This window comes from Comamonas testosteroni TK102 (assembly GCF_000739375.1).
Lineage (GTDB): Bacteria > Pseudomonadota > Gammaproteobacteria > Burkholderiales > Burkholderiaceae_C > Comamonas > Comamonas brasiliensis.
The window spans coordinates 2,068,600-2,085,498 of sequence record NZ_CP006704.1 but is presented as its reverse complement, the minus strand read 5'-3'; the positions used below and the strand labels follow the sequence as shown (position 1 = coordinate 2,085,498).

Sequence of the window (16,899 nt, the reverse complement as noted above, 5' to 3'; positions counted from 1 at the left end):
CCTCATGGGCAGCACCCATCAATCCTTTAGCCATGGACATACATGGACATCCTTTTCCCCGCCTGCTGATTCGCTGCATTTGCCATCTTCTCACTCAGCCCAGCCCTCCCTGCGGGTGCACTGGACGTGGCCCTTGCCTCGCCGATGACCACTTTGACAGTCCGCACCGACTCGTGGCCTTTTCCATCGCTGACCTTGATCTGCAGGACAAGTGTTGTGCTGAGATCCTTGGGAGCATGAATGGTCAGCTGGCCGCTTTGACGATCCAGGCGAACCCATCCGGGCAACTCCTGCCGGTCGGCGAAGCTGAACCGGAGTGACTCGATATCCCACGGACTATCCGATGCCAGGAGTACGGGCTTCAGGTCCAGAATGCTGGCTCCCGTCGAAACGGAGAACTGCTCAGTTGCTGGATCAAATCCAGAGTGATTGGATTCTGCCGGCGCGAAAAGCGACGCCCACACCCAGTCATTGACGCCTGCAATTGACTGCGGAACTCCGTATCCGGACCAATGCTCAGAACCATGCATCCCTCCGCGCTGAGACGACATGTTGAGCGCCGTCGAGGTGGACTGCAGAAAATCTGCATTCGGCTCTGACACCTCTGAAGCTTGGAATGGTGCGAGGCCAGGCCCTGCAGGCAGATCATTCATGGCCGGCAGTCCCGGAGGCTGCACTGCCGGAGGAACCAAGGGTTCAACAATTCCGTTGAGTGAGGTCACCGGAGATGCATTGCCTGCCGCGTCCTTTTGCTGGACCCAGAGATTGAATGCCCCCAGAGCAGGTAGCTGCACCGCGTTGCCGCGGCCTTCAATCCAGGAGACGCCATTGTCGAGGGAATACTGCCAGCTTCCTCCCGCTTCCAGACCGGAGATGATGACCAAGCCTGTTGGAGAGACTTGTCGCCCATTCACCAGCGTGGCTTGATCCAGAGTAATTTCCGGCGCAACCGGATCCAGGGTATCGATGGCATAGACATTGGATGCCGTAGTGCCCGTTCCGCTATTGCCAGCCGCGTCCACATAGCCGGTGTTGTTCAGCGTGATCAGATTGCTGGCATTGGTGATGCCGGCCGTTGGCGTCAGGGTCGCCGTCCAGGTAAGACCGCCATCGCTGCTGCTGAGATTGCTCAGAGTGCCATGTTCGACACTGAAATCAGCAGTGGTCAGTCCGCTAACCGCCTCGCTGAAGGTGATCGTGATCGTGCTGGTCTCGCCCACTGCCAGCGCTGTATCCGCCACCACAATGGTGGCCGTCGGGCGCTGGGTGTCGATGGCGTATTGGTTTGAGTCGGTCGTTCCTGTGCCGATATTACCCGCCGCATCCACATAGCCGGTATTGTTCAGCGTGATCACATTGCTGGCATCAGTGATGCTGGCTGTCGGTGTCAGGGTCGCCGTCCAAGTGACGCCGTCGCTGCTGCTGAGGTTGCTCAGACTGCCGTTCGCCACAATGAAGTCACCAACATCCAGCCCCGTCACCGCTTCGCTAAAGGTGATGGTGACCGTGGAGCTCTGGCCCACCGCCAGCGCGTTGTCGGTCACCACAATGGTAGCCGTCGGGCGCTGGGTGTCGATGGCGTAAATATTCGAGTCCGTTGAACCGGTGCCTGCGTTGCCCGCCGCATCCACATAGCCGGTATTGTTCAGCGTGATCAGATTGCTAACGTTGGTGATACCGGCCGTTGGCGTCAGCGTCGCCGTCCAGGTGATACCGCCATCGCTGCTGCTGAGATTGCTCAGAGTGCCATGCTCGACGCTGAAATCAGCAGTGGTCAGTCCGCTAACCGCCTCACTGAAGGTGACAGTGACCGTGCTGGTCTCGCCCACCGCCAGCGCGTTGTCCGACACCACAATGGTGGCCGTCGGGCGCTGGGTGTCGATGGCGTAGTGGTTTGAGTTGGTCGTTCCGGTGCCGATATTGCCCGCCGCATCTGCATAGCTGGTGTTGTTCAGCGTGATCAGATTGCTAGCGTTGGTAATACCGGCCGTTGGCGTCAGCGTCGCTGTCCAGGTAATACCGCCGTCGCTGCTGCTGAGGTTGCTCAGTACACCATGCTCGACGCTGAAGTCGGCAATATCCAGACCGCTGACGGCTTCGCTAAAGGTGATGGTGACCGAGGTGGTCTCACCCACCGCCAGTGCAGTGTCGCTCACCACGATGGTGGCTGTCGGGCGCTGGGTGTCGATGGCATAGTTGTTGGAGTCGGTGGTGCCGCTGCCTGTATTACCCGCCGCATCCACATAGCCGGTATTGTTCAGCGTGATCACATTGCTGGCATCAGTGATGCTGGCTGTCGGTGTCAGGGTCGCCGTCCAAGTGACGCCGTCGCTGCTGCTGAGGTTGCTCAGTACACCATGCTCGACGCTGAAGTCGGCAATATCCAGACCGCTGACGGCTTCGCTAAAGGTGATGGTGACCGAGGTGGTCTCGCCCACCGCCAGCGCCGTGTCGTTCACCACAATGGCGGCTGTCGGACGCTGGGTGTCGATGGCGTAGTTGTTGGAGTCGGTGGTGCCGCTGCCTGTATTACCCGCCGCATCCACATAGCCGGTATTGTTCAGCGTGATCACATTGCTGGCATCAGTGATGCTGGCTGTCGGTGTCAGGGTCGCCGTCCAAGTGACGCCGTCGCTGCTGCTGAGGTTGCTCAGTACACCATGCTCGACGCTGAAGTCGGCAATATCCAGACCGCTGACGGCTTCGCTAAAGGTGATGGTGACCGAGGTGGTCTCGCCCACCGCCAGCGCCGTGTCGTTCACCACAATGGTGGCTGTCGGACGCTGGGTGTCGATGGCGTAGTTGTTGGAGTCGGTGGTGCCGCTGCCTGTATTACCCGCCGCATCCACATAGCCGGTATTGTTCAGCGCGATCAGATTGCTAACGTTGGTGATACCGGCCGTTGGCGTCAGCGTCGCCGTCCAGGTAAGACCTCCATCGCTGGACGCCAGATGGCTCAGAACGCCATGCTGGACGCTGAAGTCGGAAAGATCCAGGCCGGTCACGGCTTCGCTGAAGGTGATGGTGACCGTGCTGGTCTCTCCCACCGCCAGCGCTGTATCCGCCACCACGATGGTTGCCGTCGGGCGCTGGGTGTCGATGGCGTATTGGTTTGAGTCGGTCGTTCCTGTGCCGATATTGCCCGCCGCATCCACATAGCCAGTGTTGTTCAGCGTGATCAGATTGCTGGCATTGGTGATACCGGCCGTTGGCGTCAGGGTCGCCGTCCAGGTGATGCCGCCATCGCTGCTGCTGAGATTGCTCAGTACACCATGCCCGACGCTGAAATCAGCAGTGGTCAGTCCGCTGACCACCTCGCTAAAGGTGATCGTGACCGTACTAGTCTCGCCCACCGCCAGCGCTGTATCCGCCACCACAATGGTGGCCGTCGGGCGCTGGGTGTCGATGGCGTAGCTGTTCGAGTCCGTTGCGCCGGCTCCTGTGTTGGCTGCAGCATCCACATAGCCGGTGCTGTTCAGCGTGATCAGATTGCTGGCATTGGTGATACCGGCCGCTGGCGTCAGGGTCGCCGTCCAGGTGATGCCGCCATCGCTGCTGCTGAGGTTGCTCAGACTGCCGTTCGCCACAATGAAGTCACCAACATCCAGCCCCGTCACCGCTTCGCTGAAGGTGATGGTGACCGTGGAGCTCTGGCCCACCGCCAGCGCCGTGTCGGTCACCACTATGGCGGCCGTCGGGCGCTGGGTGTCGATGGCGTAGCTGTTCGAGTCCGTTGCGCCGGCTCCTGTGTTGCCCGCCGCATCCGCATAGCCGGTGTTGTTCAGCGTGATCAGATTGCTAACGTTGGTGATACCGGCCGTTGGCGTCAGCGTCGCCGTCCAGGTGATACCGCCATCGCTGCTGCTGAGATTGCTCAGAGTGCCATGCCCGACGCTGAAATCAGCAGTGGTCAGTCCGCTAACCGCCTCACTGAAGGTGACAGTGACCGTGCTGGTCTCGCCCACCGCCAGCGCGTTGTCGGTCACCACAATGGTGGCCGTCGGGAGCACCGTGTCGATGATCACGCCAGACGTTGCGCCCAAGCCGTTCAGAGTCAAAGCCAGGTCATTGCCGGCGGCATCACAGACCGAGCCTCCATTGAGGTCGAGACTGCCGCTGACGCTGATGCCGTTTGCATCGTTGTCACCAGCCTGCACTGTGTACTGAAAGACCAGGATCGAACTGTTGCTGCCAGAAACCAGAGTTGCGTAACGGGTGGCGCCACCGACATCCAGCACCAAGCGTGGCGAACCGCTGACCAGCAGGCTCTCACTCGCATTGACGCTAAAACTCAATATATCGCCAGCCTTGTAGCTGCCATCCGCCGGCGACACCACACTGCTGACCACCGGCGCCACGGCATCGACCAGCACGCCATCGGTCGGCGGCAGGCCATTGAGGGCGAGCTGTGCATCGTTGCCGACGCTGTCGCGCAGGGTCGCACCATTGAGCTGAATGGTGTTGCCGACGGTGATGCCGTTGGTATCGAGCTGGCCAGTAGCGACGGTCAGGCGGAACACCAGGGCGCTGGTGCCGGCACCGGAAACATAGTCGGCCCAGGCCGTCTGACCATTGTCGAGCAGCACTTCCAGGCGCGGCGAGCCGCCACTGGTGTTCAGCTGCACGTTCTCGCTCAGGTGCACGGTGAAGTCGAGGTTCTGCCCGGCGACGTAGGTGCCGTTGGCCGGTACGTCGACGCCGGTCACGCTCGGCGCGTCGCGGTCGATGGCGTAGTTGACTCCCACACGTCCGCCCGGAACCAGGTTGCCGGCGGCATCGGCGATATCGGTGCCTGGCTTGAGGTCCAGGCGCACGGTACCGGTGCCGGTCAGGCCGCTGACCTTGACAGTGAAGGTCTTGCCATCCACGGCAGTGACGCTTTCGATGCTGCCGGCGACGCTGCCGCCGAAGATCAGGTTGAAGTCGCTGTTATCGACGTGGCTGACGTTCTCGCTGAAGGTCACCGTGTAGCTGACCGAGCCGCTGTTGTTCGGCGTGGTATCGACGCGAGTGATGTTGGTGGCGTACGGCGTGGTGGTGTCCACCAGCACACCGCCGGTGTTGCCCACGGCGCCGAGGTTCAGGTTCAGGGCGTTGCCGGCTGGGTCGTTGACATGGCCGCCGTTGAGGTCAAGGGTGCCGTTGACGCTGATGCCGCTGGCGGCGGTGTCGCCGGACTGCACCGTGTACTGGAACACCAGTGCGCCGCCGGCCGCGCCGGACACATAGGTGGCGTAACGGGTCACGCCGCCCACGGTGAGCACCAGCCGCGGCGTACCGCCGAGGGTGTCGACCACCACGCCTTCGCTGGTGTTGACGGTGAAGCTGAGCACGTCGCCGGCCTTGTAGCTGCCGTTCGCCGGCAGGCCAACGCTGTCGACCACCGGAACCACCGCATCCACCTTCACGCCGCTGGTGTCGCCGACGCTGTTCAGGGTGGCGACGGCATCGTTGCCGGCCCCGTCGCGCACGGTCCCGCCATTGAGATCGATGGCGCTGCCAAGCGTGACGCCGTTGGTGTCCAGCTGGCCGTTGACGACGTCCAGGCGGAACACCAGGGCGTTGCTGCCGGAGCCGGACACATAGTTGGCCCAGGCGGTCTCGCCATTGTCCAGGGTCACCTGGATGCGCGGGGTGCCGTCGGTGGTGTCGACGGTGGTGTTCTCGCTCAGGTTGACGGTGAAGTCGAGGTTCTGCCCGGCGACGTAGGTGCCGTTGCCCGGCACGCCGACGCTGGTCACGGTCGGGGCGACGCGGTCGATGACATAGGTCTGGCCGACCAGGCCGCCCGTCACGGCGTTGTTGGCAGCATCGCGGATACCGGTGCCGCTGCCGTTCAGCGACAGGGTGACATTGCCGGCGCCGGCGAGGTTGTCGATCACCACGGTGTAGGTATGCCCGTCGACCTGGGTGACACTGGCCAGGCTGCCGGAACTGGTGCCGCCGAAGGTGGCGGTGAAGTCACTGATATCGACGCCGCTGACATCCTCGCTGAAGGTCACCGTGTAGCTGAACGAGCCGCTGTTGGACGGCGAGCCGCCGACGCGGACGATGCTGGTGACGCTCGGCGCGCCGGTGTCCACCAGCACCGCCGTGGTGCTGCCGACGCTGTTCAGGGTCAGAGTCAGGTCATTGCCAGCAGCATCCTTGACGCTGCCGCCGTTGAGATCGAGGTTGCTGCCGACGCTGATGCCGTCGTTGTCGTTGTCACCCGCCTGCACGGTGTACTGGAAGACCAAGGTCGAGCCGCTGCTGCTGCCCGCCACCAGGGTGGCGTAGCGGGTGGTGCCACCGACATCCAGGGCCAGGCGCGGCGAACCGCTGGCGAACACCGCTTCGCTGGCATTGACGGTGAAGCTCAGCACGTGGCCGGCCTTGTAGCTGCCGATGGCCGGCACGCTGACGCTGGCCACGGTCGGTACCACGCCGTCCACCAGGATGCCGGCACTACTTCCCGCGGTGAAGGCGGTGGCGCTGTCGTTGCCGGCGAGGTCGCGCAGGCTGCCGCCGTTGAGCTGGATGTTGTTGCCGACGGTGATGCCATTGATATCCATCTGGCCGGTGGCGACGGTCAGGCGGAACACTAGCGCGCTGGTACCGCTGCCGGAGACGTACTCGGCGTAGGCAGTGCCGCCGGTGTCGAGGGTCACCTCGATACGCAGGGTGCCGCCACTGGCATCGACTACCACGTTCTCGCTGAAGTTGACCGTGAAATCGAGGTTCTGGCCGAGGATGTAGGTGCCATCGGCCGGGCTGGCGACGTTGCTGATGGTCGGCACTACGCCATCGATGACGATGGCTTTCTGGCCGGCGATCGAGGCGTTACCGGTGAGGGCAGGCAGCGTCAGCGTCGCGTTATCACTGTGGACGCTCTGGATGGTCGCGCCGTTGAGTTGCAGCGCGCTGGTGCTGTTGTAGTTGAGGTCAGCGCTGACGTCACCGGCCTGCACCGTGTAGCTGAAGCTCAGGGTGTTGCTGCCAGAACCACTGACATAGGTCGCCAGGCGGTCGATCAGCCCGGTTTCCAGCAGAAGGGTCGGTATGCCGTTGGCAACGGTCACGTTCATGTCGAAGGTAACCGTGATCGTCAGTTGCTCGCCCACCTTGTAGGCGCGGTCCGGTTGCACGACGCTGACATTGGTTACGTTGGGGTTCAGCGGCGCGACGGTGATGGCGATGACATCGGTGTCGGTCTGAGCGCCACCGGTGCCGACGGAGCCATTGTCAGTGGTGTAGATTTGCAGCGCAGCGACGCCGTTGTAGCCCGCGGTCGGGGTGAACGTGAGGCCGTCGAGGGCGGCGTTGACCGCAGCCAGCGAACCGACAAACCTGACAGTGGCATCACCCGTGCCAGTGCCGACCAGCAGACCCAGTCCACTCTGGGTCGACAGGGTGATCAGGCCATTGGTCGCGGTCAGGGTGACGTCGATCTGGTTGCCGCCCAGGTCCACGTCGCTGACCACGATGGCATTGCCGTTGCCCGTGCTGAATGTCAGCACGCTGTCCTGCGGCACGCTCTGGCTGCCCGGCACGGTGTTGACCGGCGCATCGTTCACGGCGTCCACGACCAGGCTGACGGTCTTGCTGTCGGTCTGCGCGGAACCGCCGGTGTTGCCGTTATCGTTGATCGACACGGTCAAGGTGACGGTGCTGGTGCTGTTGAGCGCGGTCTGGAATTTGACCGCGGAAGCGGCGATGAAGGCGTTGATATCGCTCAGCGAACCCGACAGCGTCAGCGCGCCGGTGCCGGAGCCGAGCACCGTGACCCCGCTGCCGGAGGTGGCGGTCAACGTACCGCTGGGCACCGAGAACGTCGCGGTGACCGAGGCGCTGCCGGCATCGACATCGCTGAAGCTGATGCCTGTCAGTGCACCCGGGACATCCTCGACCACGCCGATCGATGGCGGCACCGTCGCCACCGGTGTATCGTTCACCGGGTTGACGGTAAGGGTCATGGTGGTACTGGTGGTGCTGACGCTGCCGGTATCGACGCTGATGGTCAGGGTCACGTTGGCAGTGCCGTTGGCCGCCGTGGTGTAGCTCAGCTTGTTGCTGGCGATGAAGCTGTTGATGTCAGTGATGGTGCCGGTCAGGGTCAGCGCGCTGGACGTACCGCCCACGGTCACGCCGCTGCCGCTGTTGGCGTTGAGCGTTCCCGAGGCGACACTCAGGGTCACGGTGGCGTTGCTGGAATCGACATCGCTGATGCTGATCAGGTTGATGACCGAGGCAATGTCCTCGACCACCTGGGTGTTCGACGGCGCCGTGATGATCGGCGAGTCGTTGACCGCGGTAAGGGTGACGCTGCGGGTCACGGCGGACGCAGCCAGACCACCGCCGTCGGTGACCTGGAACTCGATGTTGCGGGTGGTGGTGGTCGGGTTTTCCGACAGGTTGGTGTAGGTCACCGAGCGCAACGCGGCCTGCCACTGCGCCAGGCTCGCCTGGTTGCCGACCGACGTCAGGGTGAGAACGCCAGTGGTGGCGTCCCAGCTTCCGATGATGTTGCCCATGGTGGCGGGGTTGTTGATGAAGCCCAGTTGGTCCTGGCCCACGTAATGGTTGGACACGATCACAGTGGCCTGGCTCAGGTCCGGACCATCCGGGTCGGCGATGGTCACGCCGGAGTCGATGACCACCGGCGTGGACGTGGTGTTGTTACCTTCGGCCCAGGACACGGTGCCGGAACTGGAGGTCATGGTCGGCGCATCGTTGACCGCGGTCACGGTCACGCTGGCCGTGTCCAGTGCCGTGGAGAACGCGGTGGTGCCGCCGGCAGCGGAGGCATCGACCTTGGTGCCCTGTTGTCCGGCGCTGGCGCCGGTCTGGTCCCAGGCGCGGAAGGTGACACTGGCGGTGGTGCCGTTGATGCCGTCCGGCACGAAGCGCACGTGATCGCTGGCACGCAGCAGCAGCGCGCTGCTCGCCGACACGGTGCCGACGTTGCTCCAGGTGGTGCCGTCGAGGCTGTACTGCCAGGTGCCGCTGCCGCTGTTCAGGCTGGTGATGGCGATGCCTTTCAGGGCGCCGGTATCGACGTCGGTGTAGTTGCCGCCATACAGCGAACCGACCAGGACGCCGCTGTTGTTGATCGCGCCGTCGGTCAGGCCTGGCAGGGTCGGCGCGGCAGGGGTGAGCACCGGCGCGTCATTGACATCGGTGACGGTGAGCGAGGCCGAGGCGGTGCCCGAGGAGAACGCGGTGCTGCCGCCGGAGACACTGGTGTCGGCGGTGCGCGGCACGGCACTGGAGGACGCCAGACCACTGGTCTGGTCCCAGGCGCGGAACGTCAGGGTCGCGGTTTCGCCGTTGGCGCCGCCGGGGACAAAGCGCACGTACGTGGTTTGCGCCAGCAGCAACGAGGCTCCGGTGGACACCGTGCCGAAGTTGGTCCAGCCGGTGACTCCATTGGTGGAGTACTGCCAAGAGCCGCTGCCGCTGACCGCGGTCACCGCGATACCTTTCTGGGCGCCGGTGTCCAGGTCGCCGTAGGTGAGGCCGGCCAGCATCGTGGCTATCGAGGTTCCAGTGGAGGTGGTGTCTTCGTTCGTGCCAGGCAGGACATAAGGCCCACCGGCCAGGGTCGGAGCATCGTTCACCGACACCAGGGTCACCACGCTGGCAATCGACAACATGCCGATTTCAGTCCCGCCGTTGGCGACGTCGCCGCTGTCGCGAACGGCGGTCAGGGTGGTGGTGCGCGAAGCGCCCTGCGGGCTCTCGCTGTCGTTGCGGTAGGCGATGTTGTTGACGATGGTCTGCGCCAGCGTCGTGGACAGCCCGGAATGGGTGATGGTCACGGTGGCGGTACTGCCGGAAACGGCAACCGACACGCTCAGGCCATTGGTCCCCGTGGTTACCGAGGTCAGGTTGGTCAGGGTGACCGTGGTGCCGTCGATGACAAGCTTTTCCAGGCTTCCATCGGCCAGGTTGCTGACCTGCACGATCAGCCCGGTGATGGTCTGCCCCGCTTCGATGGTACTGATGGCGGTGCCACTGAAGAGCACCGCCGCCGCTCCGTTCTCGGTGAAGGTCGGATTGGCGCCGGTGGCGGTCAGGTTCGGTGCGTCGTTGACCGCGTTGATGCCTACGGTGACCGAGGCCGCAGCGCTGGTGGCGCCGGTGCCATCGCTGATGGTGACCTGCACGGTGCGCGCCGGCGTGGCAATGTCGGCATCGTTGGTGTTGCGGTAGGTCAGGTTGCGCACCAGTGCAGTGACGGCAGTGGCGTCCGCGGCACCGTTGAGGGTGATCACCAGCGGGCTGCCCGCTGTGCCACCGGTGAAGGTGCCGATCTGGACGCCGCCATAGGAGATGTTGCTGCTAGAGACGCTGATCTGCGTGGGGCCTGTGCCCTCGTTGAAGACAAACAGGACGTCTTCACCAGACACACCGTTGCTGGTGATCGACGCAGTGACTTTGCCCCCGGTGAACAGGGTGGTGTCGGCATCGGTGACGGTGGCATTGCCGCTGGCATCGAGCCGCGTGCCAGTGCTGCCTTCGGTGTAGCTGACGGCGTCGCCGTTGAGGTTGGCGATTACCGGCGCGGCGTTGGCCGCGGTGGCGAAGTTCAGCGTGGTGTTGTTCTGGATACCCTTGAAGACAATGCCGTCGGCATCGACGAAGGTCTTGGCGTCGGCACGGAGGGCATAGGAAGTGCCAGCGGCCAGGGTGATCGACGGATCGATGGTCCAGGTGGTGCCGGAACCCACGATCTGCGTACTGCCGACCGGGATGGTTTCGACTATCACGTTGTCCGAGGTCCGCACGATGTAGAGGTTGCCGGTGCCCTTGGTGACGGACTCGCTGAAGGTCAGCACGATATTGGCGGTCCGGCTGACACCGGTGGCATTGTCGCTCGGGGTGGACGCCGTGACCTCGGGCGGCGAGCCGTTCTGCACATAAAAATTGCCCGAGCTAGAGTTGGTGGCCGAGAAGATATCGAGGTCACCATCGCCGTCGAAGTCGCCGACGCGATAGTTCGCGCCGGTGTGGTCGACCAGGGGCACGCCTGCCAAGGGTGAGTTCGCGAGGGTCAGGATGGTGAAGGTGCCATCACCATTGCTACGTGCATATTGGAAGGCAGTACCGTTGGCACCGGTCTGGTAGAGAATGTCGGCGTCGCCATCGCCGTCGAAGTCGCCGACCAGCAGGCGTCCGTTGGCGGCGGCCGCGGGGAAGGTGGTAGTGGAGCCGCTACTGAAGCTGCTGCCATTGTTGCGCAGGAAGGTGCCGGTGGCTCCGCTGACCGCGGCCAGGATGTCCAGGTCACCATCGCCGTCGAAATCGGCAACGTAATAGTTGTTGCCCCCGTGGTCCGGAAGTGTCAGCCCGGCGAAAGGCGAAGTCCCCTGAGTCAGAATCGTGAAGTTGCCACCGCCTTCGCTGCGGGCGTAGGCCCAGGCACTGCCAGAGCCGCCCGTCTGATAAAGGATGTCGGTATCACCATCGTTGTCGAAATCACCCACTACCATGCGAGAGCCGACAGCGGGCTGCGGAAAGCTCGCACTGGATTGGCTGCTGAAAACACCATTGTCGTTGCGCAGGAACATCCCGGTGGTGCCGTTCACCCCGACCAGCACATCGATATCACCATCGCCATCGAAATCGCCAAAGAAGTAGTTGGAATTGGTATGGTCCGGCAGCGCTAACCCGGCAAACGGCGATTGCGCCAATGTCAGTTGGGTAAAGGTTCCATTGCCGTTGCTCCGCGAATAAGCCCAGGGGCTGCCATTGGCACCGGTCTGATAAAGAATGTCGGTATCGCCGTCGCCGTCGAAGTCGCCAACCACCACACGACCGGCCGCGCCAATGGTCGAGGAGCCCAGCGGGGCATTCCCGGTGATCCAGGTGGTCACCAGCAGACCGTCGTACGCATCCACCGTCAGGGTGGCCGTTTCGATCACGCCGCTGCTGCGCTCCAGCGTCCAGTTGCCGCCTAGCGCCGCGGCCCCGGTATCGTCCGAGGAGGCCGCCACATCGGCGCCGGTGATGCTTGCCAGGTCATCGATAAACGCCTGGCCCTTGCTGCTGTCGCCGACGCGGCAGCCGTAGAGCATCAGGTCGCCGTCAGCCTTGAGCGCGGCACCGATGCTTTCCAGCGCTGCGCGGTGTTCGGCCAGGTTGTTGCTGGCCAGCCAGACGTTGCCCAGCTGCACGGTACCGTCGGCCCCGTGGGACAACAGGTGGATGGCGTCGAGCCCTTCACGGCCTTGCAGGTAGGCCGCGATCTGCTGCAGACCGTCCTTGTTCGGATCGAGGATAACCACCTCGGCATTGGCGGAGAGTCCTGTGAGCAACTCACCGACATTGCTGACCTGCCCATCAATGAACACCACTTCCTGGCGTTGTGGCGCCCATGGGGAACCCTCGGCAGCTCTCTGTGCTTCTGCGGTCAGTGCATGCCGCAGTGCGCTGGCCGTATCCACCGCGTGCTCCGCCCCACCCGGCACCGCAGCGTCCGTGGCCGCATGCGCCACATCCACCGCAGCCGCACCATCAAACATAAAGCGCTGCTCCAGCGCCAGCGGGCGTACGGCAGATGCCGGCCGCAGCGACTGAGGGACATCGGTCTTCACTGCCTGCGCCGTCATGGCCTGTGTCAGACGGTTCCAGAGTTGGCGGGATTTGCGGGTCATCAAAGTGTCCTTCCTGAGTGAAGGTGGCATGGCGCTTGCCTGCCTTGCAGGTTCAGACCGCCGGCTTGCCCTCTTCCGGGAGCCGTCGGTCTCTTGCTATCGGACTATAAAAATATGAGCATGTTGCGATTTCTATATATAGACTTCAGCATGAATTTGATCTGAAACCTTTTAACGGCATGCGCAACATGCTCTTGTATTTGAATGCCTAGGGCTTGCCGGTCGAGGGTGGTACCAGCAGCACCTGCCCGCTCATGCCGGCGATCAGCTCGGTGAACTTTCCGTGGATGGCCGCATTGACCTTCACGGACTGGCTCACCGGGTCCACCCGCGCGGCCAGGCGCTGCACCTTGGCAGGGTAGGTTTTGCCGGTTTCGTCAATGCGCACCTGGAATTCCGAGCCCGAATGCAGCCAGCTGAGCCAGCGCGATGGCACCAGAAACTCCAGCTCCAGCGCGGAGTCGTCCAGAATGTCCAGCAGCGCCTGGCCCGGCTGCGCATATTGCTGCTCACGAATCTTCTGCTCGGCCACCCGCCCCGCATAGGGCGCAGTGATCTGGCATTTGCTCAGCAGGCTGCGGTTGGCTGCCACTTCGGCCCTGGCCTTGTTCCATTCAGCCTGGGAGATATCCAATTCCACCTTGCCAACAGAGTTCAGCTCCGCCAGGCGCTGGTTGGCCTTCCAGGTCTTCTCGGTGGCATCCACGCCCGCCTGGGCCTTGTTCAGCTGGGCTTGCGGCAGGCTGCAGTCAAACTGCACCAGCAGTTGCCCCTGGCGAAAGGCACCGCCCTCCACCACGGGCAGGCGCTGTACCTTGGCGCCTATCTCTGCCGCCAAGGTGGTGTAGCGGCGCGGTGCGAGCTGGGCACGGATCTCGCGCTGATCCAGAACGCTGGGCAGGGAGGTCTGAGTCCTGGGAAGACTGTGGGCTGCCGGGCCGGTCTGGGCCCAAGCGCCCAGAGGCAGGCCCAGCGCCAGACCCAACATCAAGGGAGACACGCAAGACTTCATTGGAATTGACCTGCGTCCCAGCTTTGCAGCGATTTGCCCACCGCCTGCGTGAGTTCAGGCAAGGGCATGCTGTCCGAGCCTTCGATCACGGGCTCCATGCCCAGAGTCGCTTGCAGACGTGAGCTGGCGGCCTGCATATTGGACTGGGCCTGATAGCGGCGCAGCACGGAAAGAATGGTGGTGGTCTGCTGGGAGACGCGCTCGAGGGCGTTGAGCTTGTCGGCCTGCACCTGGTTGTTCACATGCTCGGACAGGCGCTGGTCCACGGAGGCAATGGTCTGTGCTCTTTCATACTGGCGCACGGCGTTCGCAAATTGCAAACGGGCTACATGCAGCTGTGTCAATACCGCCATCTGGGTAGCCAGACGACGCTGATCGGCCAGCTGGACACCCGCATCGGCCAGCTGACGCTGTGCAGGCAGGGACAGCAGTCCCAGCAGATTGAAGGAGATCTGCAGGCCGGCATCCTGCCAGCGGTCGTTGATCAGATAGCTGTCGCTGCTCTTGTTGACACCGTAGTTGAAGGAAAGGCCGGGGAACATGCGCAGCATGACGCGCTTGGTCTCTTCATTGGCGATACGGGCGTTGTACAGGCTCTCGCGCAGATCCGGGTTCAGCAGCAGGGCCCGGTCTTCCAGCTTGTCCACGGGCTGCTCCAGCCAGCGCTGGGCATTCGAGGCTGCAGGCTCGATCACGCGCAGCGGCTGGTTCAGCTCGGCAGGAGACACGCCCATCAACGAAGCCAGTTCGATGCGCGAGGAGGACAGCTCCTGCTGAATGGCCTCCAGCAGGCGGATGTTCTCCAGCAACTGGCGCTGATAGCGCAGCGGCTCCATGGGGGATCGCAGTTTTTCCGCCTCGACCTTGCGTGAGTCTTCCAGGGCTTTGTCTGCATCCTGGCCTGCGGTCTGCAGAGAAGACTCCAGCGCCTGGGCCGCAGCCACACGCCAGTAGGCGATGCGCACATCCTGGATCAGCGTGTGTATGGCCTTGCGGCGGCGCTCGGCAGCGATCTGGGCGCGGTCGGCATGCTGGCGTGCGGCGTAATAGCTTTGACCGAAGTCCAGCAGGCTCCAGGAGAAGCTCAGCGATGTCAGTGTCGATTCACGATCCGAGGAGATATAGGGATGGGCCAGGGAAGGCGCGCCCGTGACCGAGTCCGTGCTGCGGCTGATCAGGTCCTTGTCGCGATAGCGGTAGCCGGCCGAAGCCACCAGCTTGGGCAGCATGTCGAACCTGGCAACATTGGCCGTGCCCTGGGCCACTGCCTCTTCCATGCCGCGCAGGCGCTGGGCCGCGTTGTATTTGATGGCCCGCGCAATGGCCTCTTCAAGGCTCACCGGCCCGGTCACTGCAGCCACGTCCTTGCCAAGACTCTGCCGATCGGCCCGAACCTGCGACTGAATTTCTTCCGTGGAAAGTGCCTGGCCGGTCAGATTGGCGCAACCGGTGAGCCAGATGGCCGAGCCTAGCAAGGCCGTGAGCCGGACACGGCCACGAAAATGATTCTCGGGCCGGCGGTGAGCAAGGGCGTTCATATCTGCAAGGAGGTGATGGCAAAGACGGTTTGACAACAAGACCCAAGCAAAACTCATGCGCAAAACTTAAAAAAGTATGCATAAGTCTTAATTGTCAAAAAATGTGTCCACAATACTACCCAGCAAAAATCACAACAGCAATCACTGAAATCAGGTATTTCGTCCTACAGATGCACTCTTGCCAGGCCCTGCTTTCTTTGCACCAGGAAGGTGCGTTTCAACGATGCTGCGACAGCCCCTAGAGATTCTTGCCTTTGAGCATGTTGAGCCGGAGTGGGCATTCATGTGCGCTGTGTTCACCGCTGCCATGCTTCTTGAAGATGCCCAGTATCCGGCCGCATGCTCCATTCGGGAGCTGGCTTGGCTCGTGGCTCCAGGCACAGCCTTTTTGGGAACGCGACATCCTGCTTATCCGCCCCAATCCGGCACCAGACTTGCATGAAGGCTCTCCGCAGAGCCTTCATGGACTCAGCACGAGATCCGAGGCTTCGTGACCAGCCCGTTGATTCCCGAGCCCTCCATCGCCTGGGCCAGATCCGCGATGAGATCCTGCGGGTCTTCCAGGCCGATATGCAGCCGTACCACCGAACCACGCTGGCTCCAGTCCGTTACGCTTCGTGCCTGTGTCATGTTTGCGGCGATGACCAGGCTTTCATAGCCTCCCCATGAAGCCCCCAGCCCAAACAGCTGCAGATTGTCGATGAAACGGTCCACGGCTTCGGCGGGAATGCAGGGTTGGAGCTCGAAGGAGATCAGGCCGTTGGTACCTGAGCAATCCCTCAGCCACAGCTCATGTCCCTGGTGAGCAGGAAGTGCCGGGCAGAAAACGGTTTGCACTGCCGGCAGCTGTTGCAGCCAGCGGACCACCGTCAAAGCATGTTCTTCATGCATGCGCAATCTTGCCGACAAGGTGCGCAAGCCGCGCAGAACCAGCCATGCATCATCGGGGCTGACACTCATGCCGAAGGCGTCGCATCGACTGGCCAATGGCTCCCAGGCAGCCTGCGTGGTGGCAACCGTACCCATCATGACGTCCGAATGTCCTGACAGATATTTGGTTGCAGCCATGATGGAGATATCTGCTCCCAGCGTCAGAGGGCGATACTGCACCCCGGATCCCCAGGTGTTATCGACCGCCACCAGCGCGCCGTGCGCGTGGGCCATGGCAGCAAGCGCAGGCAGGTCGCACATTTCGTACACCAGCGAGCCTGGGCACTCGGCATACAGCATTCGAGTGTTTGGCCGCATTTTGGCGGCTGCGTCGCTGCCATCGGCAGCAAAAAAACTGTATTCGATGCCGTAGGGTTGCAGGAACTGCTCGGTCAGGTGCCGCACAGGCTGATAGGCACTGTCCGTAATGAGAACATGATCGCCCGGCTTGAGGTAGCTGAGCAAGGCCATGCCTGCTGCGGCGAGCCCCGTGGGCAGAAGGCGCGTGCGATAGGCTCCCTCAAGCTCACTGACCGCATCTTCCAGGGCAAAGCTGGTGGGAGTGCCGCGCGCACCGTAGCTGAAGATGCGCTCTTGCCCGCGCCGGGTACGCATTTCACGTTGCTGATGGGTGTTCTCAAACACCACCGTACTGGCCCGAACAATGGGCGGATTGATGGCCGAGCCACCCTCATAGGCAGGTGACCTGCCCATGTGGGCCAGCCGCGTGCCCAGGCCTTCACTCGAAGCTTGCCGGTCTTTGGTCGTCATGGTGATGCCC

The 16,899-nt window shown here is 62.8% G+C and carries 4 protein-coding genes; all 4 read right to left on the bottom strand.

What is annotated here, in order from left to right; translation table 11 throughout:
• Window positions 1-26: 26 nt before the first annotated feature.
• Window positions 27-12,638, bottom strand: coding sequence for an Ig-like domain-containing protein (locus tag O987_RS09420; RefSeq protein ID WP_051962156.1), 12,612 nt, complete (start codon window positions 12,636-12,638; stop codon window positions 27-29).
• 208 nt (window positions 12,639-12,846) lie between these two features.
• Window positions 12,847-13,629, bottom strand: a complete 783-nt coding sequence (locus O987_RS09415) for an efflux RND transporter periplasmic adaptor subunit (protein ID WP_043371872.1) — start codon at window positions 13,627-13,629, stop codon at window positions 12,847-12,849.
• A 17-nt stretch (window positions 13,630-13,646) separates the two neighbouring features.
• Window positions 13,647-15,188, bottom strand: coding sequence for a TolC family protein (locus O987_RS09410; protein WP_003056910.1), 1,542 nt, complete (start codon window positions 15,186-15,188; stop codon window positions 13,647-13,649).
• Between the two features lie 468 nt (window positions 15,189-15,656).
• Window positions 15,657-16,889: a cystathionine beta-lyase gene (gene metC, locus O987_RS09405; RefSeq protein WP_043371870.1), complete on the bottom strand. Its 1,233-nt coding sequence runs from the start codon at window positions 16,887-16,889 to the stop codon at window positions 15,657-15,659.
• Window positions 16,890-16,899: the final 10 nt, after the last annotated feature.

Bases quoted from the DNA above. Each gene is read 5' to 3' on its own strand.
- metC (WP_043371870.1), bottom strand. From the start codon at position 16,889: ATGACGACCAAAGACCGGCAAGCTTCGAGTGAAGGCCTGGGCACGCGG.
- O987_RS09420 (WP_051962156.1), bottom strand. From the start codon at position 12,638: ATGACCCGCAAATCCCGCCAACTCTGGAACCGTCTGACACAGGCCATG.
- O987_RS09410 (WP_003056910.1), bottom strand. From the start codon at position 15,188: ATGAACGCCCTTGCTCACCGCCGGCCCGAGAATCATTTTCGTGGCCGT.